This is a genomic window from Bacillus sp. FSL K6-6540 (assembly GCF_038007545.1).
In genome coordinates this window covers 6,492,859-6,507,294 of sequence record NZ_JBBOXH010000001.1, presented here as the reverse complement: position 1 = coordinate 6,507,294, position 14,436 = coordinate 6,492,859, and the positions used below count along the sequence as shown (strand labels likewise).

Here is a 14,436-nt window from a genome sequence, read left to right as displayed (position 1 = left end):
TCAAATGGCAAAGGCTAAATACGAACGTACGAAACCCCATGTTAACATCGGTACTATCGGTCACGTTGACCATGGTAAAACAACATTGACTGCTGCAATTACATCTGTATTGTCCAAAACTTACGGTGGCGCAGCAATGTCCTTCGATCAAATCGACAAAGCTCCAGAAGAGCGCGAACGCGGTATCACAATCTCTACTTCCCACGTAGAGTATGAAACTGATGCTCGTCACTACGCACACGTTGACTGCCCAGGTCACGCTGACTATGTTAAAAACATGATCACTGGTGCTGCTCAAATGGACGGAGCAATCCTGGTTGTATCCGCAGCTGACGGCCCAATGCCGCAAACTCGCGAGCACATCCTGCTGTCCCGCCAAGTAGGCGTTCCTTACATCGTTGTATTCTTGAACAAATGCGACATGGTTGAAGACGAAGAGCTCTTGGAATTGGTTGAAATGGAAGTTCGCGACCTTCTGAGCGAGTACGACTTCCCAGGCGACGACACTCCGATCACTCGTGGTTCCGCTCGTGAAGCTCTGCAAAACCCAGAAGGCGAATGGGCACAAAAAATCGTTGAAATGTTCAAAACAATCGACGAGTACATCCCATTGCCTGAGCGTGACACTGACAAGCCTTTCTTGATGCCTGTCGAGGACGTATTCTCCATCACTGGTCGTGGTACCGTTGCTACAGGTCGTGTAGAGCGTGGTACGATCAAAGTTGGTGACGAGATCGAAATCGTTGGTATCGCTGAAGAAACTAAGAAATCCGTTGTTACGGGCGTTGAAATGTTCCGTAAATTGCTGGATTCCGCACAAGCTGGTGACAACATCGGTGCATTGCTTCGTGGTGTTGAGCGTACTCAAATCGAGCGCGGTCAAGTACTTGCTAAGCCTGCTTCCGTTAAACCACACACTGAGTTCACAGCTCAAGTATACGTACTGAGCAAAGAAGAAGGCGGACGTCATAAGCCTTTCTTCACTGGCTACCGTCCACAGTTCTACTTCCGTACTACGGACGTAACTGGCGTGATCAACTTGCCAGAAGGTTCTGAAATGGTTATGCCTGGTGATAACATCACTGTAACGGTTAACCTGATCAGCCCAATCGCGATCGAAGAAGGAACTAAGTTCTCCATTCGTGAAGGCGGCCGTACCGTAGGTGCTGGTTCCGTTGCTTCCATCATTAAATAATTAAGGCTTCGAACAGCCTTGCATATAGCAACAGTGTATTGTAACGAGCAACAGTGTGATGTCCTGATAAAAGAGTCTGATCCCTTGGATCGGGCTCTTTTTCTATTTGTAGTGATACCCCCCCTGTGATCTTTGCGGCTAAACTAAAACCTTAAGTGTAGGATATGTAGAAAATTAGTCAAGCTTACTGTACAGAATATGCCATATATTCAAGGATTCATTCTATTTATTTGGTTCCAGTATGATTACAATCTTTGATTGAAGTCAGTTAAGGAATTAGAAACTATCTATTATATAGAATGGAGATCACAGCCTGTATGAAATGTCCGTTTGCATGGATGAAGAGGAGTTTGGAAGATGAAGTTCAGCCTGCAGTAGAACTGCGCAATTCAGAAGAGGCCCGTTATGTGTATCAAGAACCATTAGGCGAGCTGAATGATCAAATGCGGATGATTGGCCTAACCGAGGGGGATCTTCAGCTTTTGAGGCAGCTCCGTCCGCAAATGGAGGAGAGGCTTGAGGAGATAACAGAAGCATTTTATCAGTCTGTCGCGATCATCTCCTCGAAATATGGAATGGAGAAATCAATGAAGCTTATGTAGCAAAAAGGCTGCGCATTGCCGAGGTGCATAAGCGCGTGGGGCTTGAGCCTAAATGGTACTTGTCCGCTTTCCAGAACTTACAGAACGAATTCTTCAAGATGATCTATAGAGAGGTTGTAGGAGAAGAACAACAAATACGGCTAGTGTCGACGATTACCAAGTTGCTTAGCCTGGAGCAGCAGCTAGTGTTGGAAGCTTACGAGAGAGTAAACTTAAGTGAGAAGCAGTTCCAGTATGATAGGGTAAGAAAAGAGCTGAAACAGAACATTGCTGCTTTTGTTAGCGAGTTATCCGGGCTGACGCTGGATATTAATGAGGCTGTAGAACGCCTGATGACCAGCAGTAGCGAGATGGCTGATACATTTGAACGCACTTCAACCACAACGCAGGGCTCGATATCGGATGCAAGGGCCGGTGAAGCAAAAATAGCAGAGTTGGAGGATCAAATGAATGCGATTGACCAAAGCGCGGCCGGGATGCAGCATGCGGTGCAAGAACTTCAGGAATCCTCCAAGCAGATTTCCGTTATAGCGGTGAGTGTTCAGGAAATAGCCTCCCAGATCAAGCTGCTTTCCTTAAATGCAACCATAGAAGCAGCACGCGCCGGAGAGCATGGAAAGGGTTTTGCCGTTGTAGCCCAAGAGGTAAGCCGCCTGTCGGAGGACACGAGGACGACCGTGAACCGAATTGCAGATATCGTAACCAAGTCGAGATCCATCACGGCTGAAGTGGTAGAATCTATTAACCAGGTTCAAGGGCTAACGATGCAAGGGAAGAGACAGTCCGAGGAATCCAGCAAGCTGTTCTCCAGCATTCTGATGTCCGTACAGTCCAGTGCAGATCGAATGATGAGGGCGGAGAAAGAAATGAAACTGCTCTCCATGACGATCGGAAGCATCCGGGAAGCCACGTCCGAAGCTGCGGTTTCTGCCGAAAATTTCAAGGAAAGCACGGAGCGAATGTAAATACATATCAAATATGAATTAGTGCTTGCAATGCGCCTATCTTTTATATATAATAGTGAATGTTGTTCTGCGACGTTGCGATGATGTGAGAGGTTACCGACACACCCGGCCCCTTTGCCATGAGGTGGGTGGTTGGAAAATTTTCACGGAGTATGTCCGATACCAAATTGGGCGATAGAAGGAGGGAATAAAATGGCAAAGCAAAAAATTCGTATTCGCTTGAAAGCATACGACCACAGAGTTCTTGATCAATCCGCTGAGAAAATTGTTGAGACAGCAAAACGTTCGGGTGCTGGTGTATCCGGTCCGATCCCGCTTCCAACTGAGAAACAAGTAATTACCATTCTCCGTGCGGTGCACAAGTATAAGGATTCTCGGGAACAGTTCGAAATGCGTACACATAAACGCTTGATCGACATCGTGAACCCGACTCCACAAACTGTGGATGCCTTGATGCGCTTGGACCTGCCGTCCGGTGTAGATATCGAAATCAAACTGTAAGCATTGCATAACGAATTAGAGAAGAGAAAAGAGGTGTCAACATGAAAGGTATCTTAGGTAGAAAGCTCGGAATGACTCAAGTATTTACCCCTGAGGGTGTTGTAATTCCTGTAACGGTTATCGAAGCAGGTCCTTGTGTTGTTCTTCAAAAGAAAGATCTGGAAAACGACGGATACGAAGCGATCCAAGTTGGTTTCTCCGATAAGAAAGAGAACAGATCTAACAAACCAGAAGCAGGCCATGCGAAAAAAGCAAACACTGCGCCTAAGCGCTACGTTCGCGAAATTCGCGGTGTTGACCTCGCGAGTGTCGAGGTTGGACAAGAGCTGAAGGCTGATGTCTTCGCAGAAGGCGAATTTGTTGACGTAACGGGTATTTCCAAAGGTAAAGGATTCCAAGGCGTAATCAAGCGTTGGGGCCAAAGCCGCGGACCAATGTCTCACGGTTCCCGTTATCACCGTAGACCAGGTTCCATGGGTTCGATCCAGGCAAACCGTGTTCCTAAAGGAAAGCGTCTGCCAGGTCACATGGGCAATGAGACAGTTACGATCCAAAAGCTCGAAGTTGTTAAAGTCGACGCAGAGCGTAACGTAATCCTTGTTAAAGGCTCCATTCCTGGACCTAAAAAAGGTTTCGTTCAAATCAAAGAAACGGTGAAGAAATAATCGCCTAAAGAAAGGAGGAACAAACAATGCCTAAAGTAGCACTTTATAATGTCAGCGGTAGCCAGGTTGGCGAAGTAGAATTGAATGAAGCTGTATTCGGCATCGAGCCGAACGCTCACGTACTGCACAGCGCAGTATTGCTGCAGCGCGCTTCCCTTCGTCGTGGTACCCACAAAGTAAAAGGACGTTCTGAAGTACGCGGCGGCGGACGTAAGCCTTGGAAACAAAAAGGTACCGGCCGTGCTCGTCAAGGTTCGATCCGTTCTCCACAATGGAAAGGCGGCGGCGTGGTATTTGGACCGACTCCGCGCAGCTACACGTTTAAACTTCCTAAGAAAGTTCGTCGATTGGCTATCAAATCCGCTTTGTCTTCCAAAGTGATTGACAACGCAATTATCGTATTGGATCAACTGACGCTGAACACGCCGAAAACGAAAGAGTTTGCTAACATCCTTAGCAACCTGAAAGTAGGCCGTAAAGCTCTGATCGTTGCTCCAAGCTATGATGATAATGTAGCCCTTTCCGCACGTAATATTCCTGGTGTGAAATTCGTAGCGGCTGACGGCATTAATGTTCTTGACGTACTGTCGTACGATCAACTGATCATTACGAAGGAAGCAGTTCAGAAGGTAGAGGAGGTGCTCGCGTAATGAAAGACCCACGCGATATAATCAAGCGCCCGGTGATCACGGAACGTACGGCTGACTACATGGCAGAGCTGAAATATGCTTTTGAAGTGGATATCCGTGCTAACAAGACCGAGATCAAGCAAGCTGTCGAATCTATTTTTAAAGTTAAAGTATCGAACGTGAATACGATGCGTGTCCCTGCTAAACCAAAACGTTACGGCCGTTATTCCGGTTACACGACCGAATGGAAAAAGGCAATCGTGACTTTGGCACCAGACAGCAAACCGCTCGAGTTCTTTGAATCGGTTGAATAAGAATTTCTTAAGTAAGGAGGGAAAATTCAGTGCCTATTAAAAAGTATAAACCGACATCCCCGGCTCGACGCAACATGTCCGTGTCGACTTTCGAAGAAATCACCACGAATCAGCCGGAGAAATCGTTGCTGGCTCCACTGAGCAAAACAGCTGGCCGCAACAACCAAGGTAAAATTACGGTTCGTCACCATGGCGGCGGACACAAACGTAAATACCGTATCATCGACTTCAAACGGAATAAAGACGGCATTCCAGGTCGCGTTGCTACAATCGAATACGACCCGAACCGTACTTCCAACATCGCTCTGATTCACTATGTAGATGGTGAAAAGCGTTATATCATCGCTCCTAAAGGTCTGAAAGTTGGAGACCAAGTAGTATCTGGAGTAGGTGCTGACATCAAGATCGGTAACGCGCTTCCTCTGGAAAACATTCCAGTAGGTACCGTTATCCACAACATCGAATTGAAACCAGGCAAAGGCGGACAATTGGTTCGTGCTGCTGGTACAGAAGCTCAGCTTCTCGGTAAAGAAGACAAGTACGTAACGGTTCGTCTTTCTTCCGGTGAAGTTCGCCGCATCCTGAAAGTTTGCCGTGCAACCATCGGTTCTGTGGGTAACCAAGACCATGAGTTGATCAAAATCGGTAAAGCAGGCCGCAGCCGCTGGCTCGGACAACGTCCTGAAGTACGCGGTGTCGTCATGAACCCTAACGATCACCCTCACGGTGGTGGTGAAGGCCGCGCTCCAATCGGACGTAAGTCTCCTATGTCTCCATGGGGTAAACCAACCCTTGGTGCTAAGACTCGTAAAAAAGGCAAAGCTTCTGACAAATATATCGTTCGCCGCCGCACGAAGTAATGCGCGCTTAAGTGCATAACTTCGTGTCAGGCCCGAAGGTAACGACAATTTGATGAAGGGAGGATTTCAATATGAGCCGTAGTTTGAAAAAAGGACCTTTTATTGACGGATATCTGCTCAAAAAAGTGGAGGATATGAACGCCGCAAGCAAAAAGGCTGTGATCAAAACTTGGTCCCGCCGCTCCACTATTTTCCCGCAATTTATCGGTCACACGTTCGGTGTATACGATGGCCGTAAACATGTACCTGTATATGTAACTGAGGACATGGTAGGACATAAGTTGGGTGAGTTCGCTCCAACCCGTACTTACAAAGGTCATGAAGACGATAAGAAAACAAGAAGATAATTAACGAAGCTCTTTGTTTGAGAGGAGGTTAAACATATGGAAGCAAAAGCACATGCTAGATCGATTCGTATTGCTCCTCGTAAAGCTCAACTCGTTGTTGACTTGATCCGCGGTAAGCAAGTCGGCGAAGCGATCGCAATTCTTCGTCACACTCCGAAAGCTGCATCTCCGGTTGTTGAGAAGCTTTTGAACTCGGCTATCGCAAACGCTGAGCATAACTACTCTTTGGATGTAACTAAATTGGTTGTGACGCAAGCTTATGTCAACCAGGGACCGACTATGAAACGTTTCCGCCCTCGTGCGATGGGACGTGCAAGCCGGATCAATAAACGCACCAGCCACATTACTTTGGTGGTAGCTGAAAAATAAGGAGGGAAAACGTGTGGGCCAAAAGGTAAATCCAGTAGGACTCCGTATCGGTATTATCCGTGATTGGGAATCCAAATGGTATGCAGGCAAAGATTTCGGTGATCTTTTGCTGGAAGACGTGAAAATCCGTGAATACCTGAAAAATAAATTGAAAGACTCCGCTGTATCCCGTATCGAAATCGAGAGAGCGGCTAATCGTGTGAACGTGACGATCCACACTGCGAAGCCAGGTATGGTTATCGGTAAAGGTGGTTCCGAAGTAGAAGTACTGCGCGGACAAGTGACTAAAATCGCCGGCGGTAAAAAAGTTCACATCAACATTTCTGAAATCAAAAACCCTGAACTGGACGCAATTCTTGTTGCTGAAAGCATTGCACAACAGCTGGAACGTCGTGTATCTTTCCGTCGTGCACTGAAACAAGCGATTCAAAGAACTATGCGCTCTGGAGCGAAAGGGATTAAAACATCGGTCAGCGGACGTCTTGGCGGAGCCGAGATTGCTCGTACGGAAGGCTACAGTGAAGGAACTGTTCCACTTCATACGCTTCGTGCAGACATCGACTATGGTACAGCAGAAGCGCATACGACTTACGGCCGTATCGGCGTGAAAGTATGGATCTATCGTGGAGAGGTTCTTCCTACGGCTAAGAAACAAGCTGCTCAGGAAGGAGGCAACTAATCATGTTGGTACCAAAACGTGTAAAACACCGCAAACAACAGCGCGGCCATATGAGAGGCCAAGCGAAAGGCGGTACTGAACTGAACTTCGGCGAATTCGGTCTGCAAGCTACAGAACCAGGCTGGATCACGAACCGTCAGATCGAAGCTGCTCGTATCGCGATGACTCGTTACATCCGTCGTGGCGGTAAAGTATGGATCAAGATTTTCCCAGATAAGCCGATTACTCAAAAGCCTCTCGAAGTGCGGATGGGTAGCGGTAAAGGTAACGTTGAGAAATGGGTTGCCGTTGTAAAACCAGGCAAGATCATGTTTGAACTTGGAGGCGTGTCCGAGGAAATCGCCCGCGAAGCGATGCGTCTCGCCGCTCACAAGCTGCCTGTAAAAACGAAGTTTGTGAAACGAGAAGAAGTGGGTGGTGAAGCAAATGAAAGCTAATGAACTGCGCAACTTAACCACTGCAGAAATCGAGCAAAAAATCGCCGGATTTAAAGAGGAACTCTTTAACCTCCGTTTTCAATTGGCCACTGGCCAGCTTGATAACCCGACTCGGATCCGTGACGTTCGCAAAGAAATAGCTCGTGCTAAAACCGTTATCCGTGAAAGAGAACTTGGGATTAGTTAATGAAATGGAACGTCATGTTCTGTATTCAGGAAGGAGGCTAACAAATGAGCGAAGAACGCAATGCTCGTAAAGTGCAAATCGGTAAAGTTGTCAGCGATAAAATGGATAAAACCATTGTTGTAGCTGTTGAAACTTATAAGAAGCATGACTTGTATCACAAACGCATTAAATACACGAAAAAATTTAAAGCGCATGATGAGAACAATCAAGCTCAAATCGGAGATACCGTTAAAATCATGGAAACTCGCCCTCTCTCCAAAGACAAGCGCTGGAGACTGGTAGAAGTGGTTGAAAAAGCGGTTATCATCTAAGATATGATCAGTTTTTGATGGAAGGAGGAAATTTAAATGATTCAACCATTTACACGTTTAGCTGTTGCTGACAACTCCGGTGCGAAGGAACTGATGTGTATCCGCGTATTGGGTGGTACTGGTCGTCGTACAGCTCAAATCGGTGATTTGATCGTATGTTCCGTCAAACAAGCAACACCAGGCGGCGTTGTCAAAAAGGGTGATGTAGTAAGAGCGGTAGTCGTTCGTACGAAGCGTTCTGTACGTCGTAAAGACGGATCTTACATCTCATTTGACGAGAATGCAGCTGTTGTTGTTAAAGACGACAGAAGCCCACGCGGAACTCGTATTTTCGGACCAGTTGCTCGCGAACTTCGCGAAAGAGACTACATGAAAATCGTTTCCTTGGCTCCGGAAGTAATCTAATAACACCCCAAAAAGTGACGTAACTTTTCGGGAACCCGATAAATAGTTGAACTGGCTAGTCATAGGAGGTGTAACGAATGCCTAAAGTGAAAAAAGTTCTGGAATCCCATAGCAACAAACTGCACGTGAAAAAAGATGATACGGTTATCGTCATCAGCGGTAAAGACAAAGGCAAAAAAGGCCGTGTCATCGCAGCGTACCCTCGTGAAAATCGTGTTTTGGTTGAAGGTGTGAACATGATCAAGAAACACCAGAAGCCAAACCAAATGAACCCACAAGGCGGTATCATCGAGAAGGAAGCTCCGATCCATGTATCGAACGTTATGCACGTTGATCCGAAGAGCGGAAAAGTAACTCGTATCGGTTACAAAGTACTGGACAACGGTAAAAAAGTTCGCGTAGCTAAAAGATCCGGAGAAGTTATCGATAAATAAGACGGTTTAGAAAGGAGGTCCTTGAATCATGGCAGCAAGAATGAAAGAGCGTTTTTTGAACGAAGTAACTCCTGCTCTGATGCAGAAGTTTAGCTATAAGACAGTAATGCAAGTACCAAAAATCGAGAAGGTTGTCATCAACATGGGTGTGGGTGACGCTGTAGCCAACTCGAAAGTGCTTGATTCCGCTGTGAACGACATGCAGCTGATTGCTGGTCAAAAACCGGTTATCACCCGTGCAAAGAAATCCATCGCGGGATTCAAACTGCGTGAGAACATGCCAATCGGTGTGAAGGTAACGCTGCGCGGTGAGCGTATGTACTACTTCCTCGACAAGCTGTTCAACGTTACACTCCCACGTGTACGTGACTTCCAAGGCGTGTCCACCAAAGCATTTGACGGACGCGGTAACTATACGCTCGGTCTGAAAGAGCAGCTCATTTTCCCTGAAATTGAGTATGACAAAGTGGATAAGGTTCGCGGTATGGACATCGTTATCGTAACGACTGCTAAAACCGACGAAGAATCCCGTGAACTGCTTGCTCAACTGGGCATGCCTTTCGCGAAATAAGACGGTTGTCCTTTTCTCCGAAACTATTTAGGAGGTGTCAGGCTAAGTGGCAAAAACTTCGATGAAAGTTAAACAACAACGTACACCGAAATTCAAAGTACGGGCATATACCCGTTGTGAACGTTGTGGTCGCCCACATTCGGTACTGCAGAAGTTTAAAATTTGCAGAATTTGTTTCCGTGAATTAGCTTATAAAGGCCAGATTCCTGGCGTGAAAAAAGCAAGCTGGTAAGAAGTTTATAAACGGGAAGGAGGTTTATCCTACATGACTATGTCCGATCCAATTGCAGATATGCTAACTCGTATTCGTAACGCGAACACGGTTCGCCACGAAACAGTAGAAATGCCTGCTTCGACGATTAAAAAACAAATCGCTGACATCTTGAAGCGTGAAGGCTTCATCCGTGATGCAGAGTTTGTGGAAGACAATAAACAAGGGATCATTCGTGTATTCCTGAAATATGGTTCCAACAACGAGCGCGTAATCACAGGTCTGAAAAGAATCAGCAAACCAGGTCTTCGCGTTTACACGAAGAGCAACGAAGTACCTCGCGTACTTGGTGGTTTGGGTATTGCGATCATCTCCACGTCTAAGGGAGTTATGACCGACAAAGAAGCTCGTCAATCCAAAGCTGGCGGAGAAGTTCTCTGCTACGTATGGTAATCAACGTCACAAGATAGGAGGTGTAATGAATGTCCCGTATTGGTCGTAAACCAATTGCTATTCCTAACGGTGTGGAAGTCACACTGGATAACGCTGTAATCACTGTAAAAGGACCTAAAGGTACCTTGACTCGTGAATTGCATAAAGACATGCAAATTACAGTAGAAAACAACGAGATCAATGTTGTTCGTCCTTCCGACAACAAAACACATCGCTCTCTTCACGGCACGACCCGCAGCGTTGTCTCGAATATGGTCAACGGTGTAACTGAAGGATTCTCGAAAAACCTTGAGTTGGTTGGTGTCGGATACCGTGCAAGCAAATCCGGAGATAAAATCGTTCTGAACGTGGGTTACTCCCACCCAGTTGAAATTACACCGGAGCCAGGTATTGAATTCGACGTACCGGCTAACACGAAAATCACGGTTCGCGGTATCGATAAAGAGCGCGTAGGTGCATACGCTGCTAAGATTCGTTCCGTACGTGAGCCTGAGCCTTACAAAGGTAAAGGGATTAAATACGAAGGTGAACGCATTATCCGTAAGGAAGGTAAAGCTGGTAAGAAGAAGTAAGGTTAGCTGACTGGGGATCTACCTGGTTGATAACTTGCCTCTTCTCCCATACTTACCCGATGCGTCTAAAAGTGAAGCTCTTAAGGCAAAACTGAAGGGAGGAAATGGAAGCATGATCACGAAACAAGACAAGAACAAAGCTCGTCTGAAAAGACACCTGCGTGTCCGTAAGAAAATCCAAGGCACTGCAGAACGTCCACGTCTGAACGTGTTCCGTTCTTCGAAACACATCTATGCTCAATTGATCGACGACGTGGCTGGCGTGACTTTGGCATCAGCTTCTACGCTGGACAAAGAACTGGTTAACGACATCAAGAACGGCGGAAGCGTTGAATCCGCTCGTAAAGTCGGCGAACTGGTTGCAAAACGTGCAGCAGACAAAGGTTATAAATCGATCGTATTCGATCGTGGTGGATATTTGTACCATGGACGTATTCAAGCACTTGCAGAGGCAGCTCGCGAAGCAGGCCTTGAATTCTAAGATATTTTCAAAAGGAGGTAAACGACTTGCGTGTAGATCCTAACACTTTAGAACTGACTGAAAGAGTAGTAAACATTAACCGCGTTGCTAAAGTTGTAAAAGGCGGACGTCGCTTTAGCTTTAGCGCACTGGTAGTTGTCGGTGATGGCAAAGGTTGGGTAGGAGCAGGTATCGGTAAAGCAGGCGAAGTACCGGATGCAATCCGCAAAGGTATTGAAGATGCTAAGAAAAACCTGATTCACATTCCACTTGTTGGAACCACTATTCCTCACCTCGTAACAGGACACTTCGGAGCAGGCCGCGTATTGTTGAAGCCGGCATCTGAAGGTACTGGGGTTATCGCTGGCGGACCGGTTCGTGCAGTACTCGAGCTGGCTGGCGTAGGCGACATTTTGACAAAATCTCTAGGTTCTTCGAACTCCATGAACATGGTCAATGCGACTTTGGAAGGCTTGTCCCGCCTGAAGCGTGTTGAAGATGTTGCCAAGCTTCGCGGCAAATCCGTCGAAGAGCTGTTGGGTTAAGGAGGGAATCTCATGGCTAAACTTGAAATCACCCTCGTACGCAGCGTGATTGGTCGTCCAGAGGATCAGCGTGCAACCGTGAAAACACTCGGACTTCGCAAAATCAACCATTCCGTGGTTCAAAGCGACAATGCTGCAATTCGCGGAATGATCAAGAAAGTAAATCACCTGGTTTCTGTTAAAGAAATCGAAGGTTAATCCCGGGCAGTTTATCCCCGGACATATTAAGGAGGTGCAACGAACGATGAAGTTACATGAGCTGAGCCCAGCACCTGGATCCCGCAAAGAGCGCAAGCGCGTTGGACGCGGTACAAGTAGCGGTACGGGTAAAACGTCGGGTCGCGGTCACAAAGGACAAAACTCTCGTTCCGGCGGTGGTGTACGTCCAGGCTTCGAAGGTGGACAGAACCCATTGTATCGTCGTCTTCCGAAGCGCGGTTTCGTAAACCCAACTCGGAAAGAGTACGCGATTGTGAACATCGAAGAACTTAACAGCTTTGCAGCAGGTACTGAAGTGACTCCAGAAGTTTTGGTTGAGAGCGGTATTGTTAACAATACAAAGAGCGGAATCAAAATTCTTGGCAACGGTGAAGTTACCGTTTCTTTGACTGTAAAAGCTAATAAGTTTTCTCAATCTGCGGTAGAGAAGATCGAGGCTGCCGGCGGTAAAACCGAGGTGATCTAATGTTTAAGACCCTGAAAAATATATGGCGTGTCGAGGACCTTCGCAAGCGTATTTTGTTCACCTTATTCGTTCTGATCATCTTCCGTATCGGATCCTTTGTACCGGTTCCCGGTGTTAACAAGGATGTCTTTACCCAGACAAATCAGGCAGGCAATGAGTTGTTCGGTCTTCTTAACACGTTCTCGGGGGGCGCGTTATCGCAGTTTTCGATCTTCGCCCTTTCGATATTTCCATATATTACTTCGTCCATTATCGTGCAGTTGCTGTCGATGGACGTCATTCCAAAGTTTGCGGAATGGAACAAACAAGGGGAACACGGAAAGAAGCAGTTGGCTCAAATTACTCGTTATGGTACGGTAATACTGGGTCTGATTCAGGCGTTCGGTATGTCCATCGGGTTTAACCGTATGTATGGCGCCGAAATGGTTCCTGGAGCAACCTTTATCGACTTTGTTGTTATTGCGATCGTGCTTACTGCAGGTACATCATTCTTGATGTGGCTCGGCGAACAGATCACGGAACGCGGAATCGGTAACGGTATTTCGATCATTATCTTTGCAGGTATCGCTGCTGGTATCCCGATGCACATTCGGACAACGATCGAATCGAACTTCATTCAGGATGGTCAAGTGTTCATGAACATTCTGAAGGGTGTTATCATCCTCCTGATTTTGGTTCTGATCATTACCGGTGTTGTATTCATTCAGCAAGGTATCCGTAAAATTCCGGTTCAATACGCGAAGCGTGTTGTAGGAAACAAAATGTACGGCGGACAGAACACACACATTCCACTCAAGATTAACGGAGCAGGCGTTATCCCGGTAATCTTTGCGATGTCATTGCTGCAATTCCCGGTTATCCTGGCCAGCTTCTGGTTGGATACACAGGGTTGGGCAAAGTGGGTAACTGCTAATCTTGCTTATGACAGCGCGCTTGGAATGGTACTGTATGTACTCATGATCATTGGTTTCACGTTCTTCTACACCTTCGTGCAGATGAACCCGAACCAAATGGCTGATAATATGAAGAAGAACGGCGGCTATGTTCCGGGCATTCGTCCTGGTAAAGCTACCGAGAAGTATCTGACCCGGGTTATGACCCGTCTGACCATGACAGGAGCATTGTTCCTGGCCGTGATCTCCGTACTTCCGGTGTTCTTTGGATCACTTGCAGGTCTTCCTCGTACAGTTCAGATTGGTGGTACGTCCCTCTTGATCGTGGTCGGTGTTGCACTGGATACGATGAAGCAGATCGAAAGCCAACTGATCAAACGTCATTACAAAGGTTTTATCAATAAATAGGCGATAGGTTCCGGCGAGTGGTCTGTATCGCTTCCCGGCGCCTATTGTGTTGTTCTTGCTAGTCAATCAAGGGGAGGGAGTGACGTAAGGTGAACATCTTATTCATGGGTCCTCCTGGGGCAGGAAAAGGAACGCAAGCAGAAAACATCGTGAATGAATTCGGTATTCCTCATATTTCAACAGGCGATGCATTTCGTCTCGCGATCAAACAAGGAACTCCCATCGGGATTAAAGCGAAGGAATTCATGGATCAGGGTCTGCTGGTACCGGATGACGTAACGATCGGTATTGTGGAAGAGCGTCTGCAGCAGTCCGATTGCGAAAAAGGTTTTTTATTGGACGGTTTTCCAAGAACCCTTTCGCAAGCGGAAGCGCTGGATGAGATTCTCGCCCGCTTGAATACTGGTCTCGATCACGTCATCAACCTGAAAGTGGATCGGGAAAAGCTTCTGGCCCGCCTAACCGGCCGCCGGATTTGCAAAAACTGCGGTTCGACTTATCATGTGATCTTTAATCCTCCTAAACAGGAAGGCATTTGTGATAAATGCGGCGGCGAATTGTACCAACGCTCCGATGATAACGAAGAGAGCGTCGGCATTCGTTTAGACGAATATATCAACAAAACAGCACCACTCCTCACGTTTTATGAGAACAAAGGTCTTTTGCGTCAAATCGATGGTGATCAGGAAATCGACGCGGTTTCATCACAAATTGCGTCTATACTGAGAGGTTAAGTAT

25 protein-coding genes and 1 pseudogene are annotated in these 14,436 nt (G+C 46.8%); all 26 read left to right on the top strand.

Annotation, left to right across the window (positions count from 1 at the left end):
* Positions 1 to 4 precede the first annotated feature (4 nt).
* Positions 5 to 1,195, top strand: a complete 1,191-nt coding sequence (gene tuf, locus MHH82_RS29460) for an elongation factor Tu (protein WP_009591967.1) — start codon at positions 5 to 7, stop codon at positions 1,193 to 1,195.
* A 299-nt stretch (positions 1,196 to 1,494) separates the two neighbouring features.
* Positions 1,495 to 1,946 (top strand): annotated as a pseudogene (locus tag MHH82_RS29455) (protoglobin domain-containing protein); the annotation flags it as partial.
* Positions 1,947 to 2,129: 183 nt separating this feature from the next.
* Complete coding sequence (locus tag MHH82_RS29450) at positions 2,130 to 2,762, top strand: methyl-accepting chemotaxis protein (RefSeq protein ID WP_340970188.1); 633 nt, start codon at positions 2,130 to 2,132, stop codon at positions 2,760 to 2,762.
* 192 nt (positions 2,763 to 2,954) lie between these two features.
* On the top strand, positions 2,955 to 3,263 hold the full coding sequence (rpsJ, locus tag MHH82_RS29445) for a 30S ribosomal protein S10 (RefSeq protein ID WP_009589214.1): 309 nt from the start codon (positions 2,955 to 2,957) through the stop codon (positions 3,261 to 3,263).
* Between the two features lie 41 nt (positions 3,264 to 3,304).
* On the top strand, positions 3,305 to 3,928 hold the full coding sequence (gene rplC, locus MHH82_RS29440) for a 50S ribosomal protein L3 (RefSeq protein WP_009589211.1): 624 nt from the start codon (positions 3,305 to 3,307) through the stop codon (positions 3,926 to 3,928).
* A 26-nt stretch (positions 3,929 to 3,954) separates the two neighbouring features.
* Entirely contained in the window at positions 3,955 to 4,578 is a 624-nt protein-coding gene (gene rplD / locus MHH82_RS29435) for a 50S ribosomal protein L4 (protein ID WP_009589231.1), read from the top strand.
* Positions 4,578 to 4,871, top strand: a complete 294-nt coding sequence (rplW, locus tag MHH82_RS29430; RefSeq protein ID WP_006212919.1) for a 50S ribosomal protein L23 — start codon at positions 4,578 to 4,580, stop codon at positions 4,869 to 4,871. Before rplD ends, rplW begins: the two co-directional genes overlap by 1 nt.
* Positions 4,872 to 4,900: 29 nt before the next feature.
* The gene (rplB, locus tag MHH82_RS29425) at positions 4,901 to 5,731 is read left to right on the top strand and encodes a 50S ribosomal protein L2 (protein WP_009589218.1); all 831 of its coding nucleotides are present in this window, start codon (positions 4,901 to 4,903) and stop codon (positions 5,729 to 5,731) included.
* Between the two features lie 71 nt (positions 5,732 to 5,802).
* Positions 5,803 to 6,078 carry a 30S ribosomal protein S19 gene (gene rpsS / locus MHH82_RS29420; protein WP_006212917.1) on the top strand — a complete coding sequence of 92 codons (276 nt, stop codon included), beginning with the start codon at positions 5,803 to 5,805 and terminating at the stop codon, positions 6,076 to 6,078.
* 36 nt (positions 6,079 to 6,114) lie between these two features.
* Positions 6,115 to 6,447, top strand: coding sequence for a 50S ribosomal protein L22 (gene rplV, locus MHH82_RS29415; protein ID WP_015737624.1), 333 nt, complete (start codon positions 6,115 to 6,117; stop codon positions 6,445 to 6,447).
* 13 nt (positions 6,448 to 6,460) lie between these two features.
* Positions 6,461 to 7,126 carry a 30S ribosomal protein S3 gene (gene rpsC, locus MHH82_RS29410; RefSeq protein ID WP_006212915.1) on the top strand — a complete coding sequence of 222 codons (666 nt, stop codon included), beginning with the start codon at positions 6,461 to 6,463 and terminating at the stop codon, positions 7,124 to 7,126.
* A 2-nt stretch (positions 7,127 to 7,128) separates the two neighbouring features.
* On the top strand, positions 7,129 to 7,563 hold the full coding sequence (gene rplP, locus MHH82_RS29405) for a 50S ribosomal protein L16 (protein ID WP_009589221.1): 435 nt from the start codon (positions 7,129 to 7,131) through the stop codon (positions 7,561 to 7,563).
* Positions 7,553 to 7,750, top strand: coding sequence for a 50S ribosomal protein L29 (rpmC, locus tag MHH82_RS29400; protein WP_007132561.1), 198 nt, complete (start codon positions 7,553 to 7,555; stop codon positions 7,748 to 7,750). The genes rplP and rpmC overlap by 11 nt, the downstream gene beginning before the upstream one ends.
* Positions 7,751 to 7,794: 44 nt before the next feature.
* Positions 7,795 to 8,061, top strand: a complete 267-nt coding sequence (gene rpsQ, locus MHH82_RS29395; RefSeq protein ID WP_009589223.1) for a 30S ribosomal protein S17 — start codon at positions 7,795 to 7,797, stop codon at positions 8,059 to 8,061.
* A 36-nt stretch (positions 8,062 to 8,097) separates the two neighbouring features.
* Entirely contained in the window at positions 8,098 to 8,466 is a 369-nt protein-coding gene (rplN, locus tag MHH82_RS29390; RefSeq protein WP_006212911.1) for a 50S ribosomal protein L14, read from the top strand.
* A gap of 77 nt (positions 8,467 to 8,543) precedes the next feature.
* Positions 8,544 to 8,900, top strand: a complete 357-nt coding sequence (rplX, locus tag MHH82_RS29385; protein ID WP_006212910.1) for a 50S ribosomal protein L24 — start codon at positions 8,544 to 8,546, stop codon at positions 8,898 to 8,900.
* Between the two features lie 28 nt (positions 8,901 to 8,928).
* Positions 8,929 to 9,471: a 50S ribosomal protein L5 gene (gene rplE / locus MHH82_RS29380; RefSeq protein WP_007132558.1), complete on the top strand. Its 543-nt coding sequence runs from the start codon at positions 8,929 to 8,931 to the stop codon at positions 9,469 to 9,471.
* Positions 9,472 to 9,517: 46 nt separating this feature from the next.
* Positions 9,518 to 9,703: a type Z 30S ribosomal protein S14 gene (locus MHH82_RS29375; protein WP_013312154.1), complete on the top strand. Its 186-nt coding sequence runs from the start codon at positions 9,518 to 9,520 to the stop codon at positions 9,701 to 9,703.
* 33 nt (positions 9,704 to 9,736) lie between these two features.
* The gene (gene rpsH, locus MHH82_RS29370; RefSeq protein ID WP_006212908.1) at positions 9,737 to 10,135 is read left to right on the top strand and encodes a 30S ribosomal protein S8; all 399 of its coding nucleotides are present in this window, start codon (positions 9,737 to 9,739) and stop codon (positions 10,133 to 10,135) included.
* Between the two features lie 29 nt (positions 10,136 to 10,164).
* The gene (gene rplF, locus MHH82_RS29365; protein ID WP_015737622.1) at positions 10,165 to 10,707 is read left to right on the top strand and encodes a 50S ribosomal protein L6; all 543 of its coding nucleotides are present in this window, start codon (positions 10,165 to 10,167) and stop codon (positions 10,705 to 10,707) included.
* A gap of 112 nt (positions 10,708 to 10,819) precedes the next feature.
* A complete protein-coding gene (rplR, locus tag MHH82_RS29360; RefSeq protein ID WP_009589217.1) occupies positions 10,820 to 11,188 on the top strand; it encodes a 50S ribosomal protein L18 in 369 nt (122 codons plus the stop codon).
* 26 nt (positions 11,189 to 11,214) lie between these two features.
* Positions 11,215 to 11,712 carry a 30S ribosomal protein S5 gene (rpsE, locus tag MHH82_RS29355; RefSeq protein WP_009589212.1) on the top strand — a complete coding sequence of 166 codons (498 nt, stop codon included), beginning with the start codon at positions 11,215 to 11,217 and terminating at the stop codon, positions 11,710 to 11,712.
* A 12-nt stretch (positions 11,713 to 11,724) separates the two neighbouring features.
* Positions 11,725 to 11,910 carry a 50S ribosomal protein L30 gene (rpmD, locus tag MHH82_RS29350; protein ID WP_006212904.1) on the top strand — a complete coding sequence of 62 codons (186 nt, stop codon included), beginning with the start codon at positions 11,725 to 11,727 and terminating at the stop codon, positions 11,908 to 11,910.
* A gap of 46 nt (positions 11,911 to 11,956) precedes the next feature.
* Positions 11,957 to 12,397 (top strand): 50S ribosomal protein L15, encoded by a 441-nt coding sequence (gene rplO, locus MHH82_RS29345; RefSeq protein WP_006212903.1) that lies wholly within the window; start codon positions 11,957 to 11,959, stop codon positions 12,395 to 12,397.
* Positions 12,397 to 13,698: a preprotein translocase subunit SecY gene (gene secY / locus MHH82_RS29340; RefSeq protein WP_251502194.1), complete on the top strand. Its 1,302-nt coding sequence runs from the start codon at positions 12,397 to 12,399 to the stop codon at positions 13,696 to 13,698. Before rplO ends, secY begins: the two co-directional genes overlap by 1 nt.
* 89 nt (positions 13,699 to 13,787) lie before the next feature.
* Entirely contained in the window at positions 13,788 to 14,432 is a 645-nt protein-coding gene (locus MHH82_RS29335) for an adenylate kinase (RefSeq protein WP_127595291.1), read from the top strand.
* Positions 14,433 to 14,436 lie beyond the last annotated feature (4 nt).

Bases quoted from the DNA above. Each gene is read 5' to 3' on its own strand.
- tuf (WP_009591967.1), top strand. From the start codon at position 5: ATGGCAAAGGCTAAATACGAACGTACGAAACCCCATGTTAACATCGGT.
- MHH82_RS29450 (WP_340970188.1), top strand. From the start codon at position 2,130: ATGACCAGCAGTAGCGAGATGGCTGATACATTTGAACGCACTTCAACC.
- rpsJ (WP_009589214.1), top strand. From the start codon at position 2,955: ATGGCAAAGCAAAAAATTCGTATTCGCTTGAAAGCATACGACCACAGA.
- rplC (WP_009589211.1), top strand. From the start codon at position 3,305: ATGAAAGGTATCTTAGGTAGAAAGCTCGGAATGACTCAAGTATTTACC.
- rplD (WP_009589231.1), top strand. From the start codon at position 3,955: ATGCCTAAAGTAGCACTTTATAATGTCAGCGGTAGCCAGGTTGGCGAA.
- rplW (WP_006212919.1), top strand. From the start codon at position 4,578: ATGAAAGACCCACGCGATATAATCAAGCGCCCGGTGATCACGGAACGT.
- rpsS (WP_006212917.1), top strand. From the start codon at position 5,803: ATGAGCCGTAGTTTGAAAAAAGGACCTTTTATTGACGGATATCTGCTC.
- rplV (WP_015737624.1), top strand. From the start codon at position 6,115: ATGGAAGCAAAAGCACATGCTAGATCGATTCGTATTGCTCCTCGTAAA.
- rplP (WP_009589221.1), top strand. From the start codon at position 7,129: ATGTTGGTACCAAAACGTGTAAAACACCGCAAACAACAGCGCGGCCAT.
- rpmC (WP_007132561.1), top strand. From the start codon at position 7,553: ATGAAAGCTAATGAACTGCGCAACTTAACCACTGCAGAAATCGAGCAA.
- rpsQ (WP_009589223.1), top strand. From the start codon at position 7,795: ATGAGCGAAGAACGCAATGCTCGTAAAGTGCAAATCGGTAAAGTTGTC.
- rplN (WP_006212911.1), top strand. From the start codon at position 8,098: ATGATTCAACCATTTACACGTTTAGCTGTTGCTGACAACTCCGGTGCG.
- rplX (WP_006212910.1), top strand. From the start codon at position 8,544: ATGCCTAAAGTGAAAAAAGTTCTGGAATCCCATAGCAACAAACTGCAC.
- rplE (WP_007132558.1), top strand. From the start codon at position 8,929: ATGGCAGCAAGAATGAAAGAGCGTTTTTTGAACGAAGTAACTCCTGCT.
- rpsH (WP_006212908.1), top strand. From the start codon at position 9,737: ATGACTATGTCCGATCCAATTGCAGATATGCTAACTCGTATTCGTAAC.
- rplF (WP_015737622.1), top strand. From the start codon at position 10,165: ATGTCCCGTATTGGTCGTAAACCAATTGCTATTCCTAACGGTGTGGAA.
- rplR (WP_009589217.1), top strand. From the start codon at position 10,820: ATGATCACGAAACAAGACAAGAACAAAGCTCGTCTGAAAAGACACCTG.
- rpmD (WP_006212904.1), top strand. From the start codon at position 11,725: ATGGCTAAACTTGAAATCACCCTCGTACGCAGCGTGATTGGTCGTCCA.
- rplO (WP_006212903.1), top strand. From the start codon at position 11,957: ATGAAGTTACATGAGCTGAGCCCAGCACCTGGATCCCGCAAAGAGCGC.
- secY (WP_251502194.1), top strand. From the start codon at position 12,397: ATGTTTAAGACCCTGAAAAATATATGGCGTGTCGAGGACCTTCGCAAG.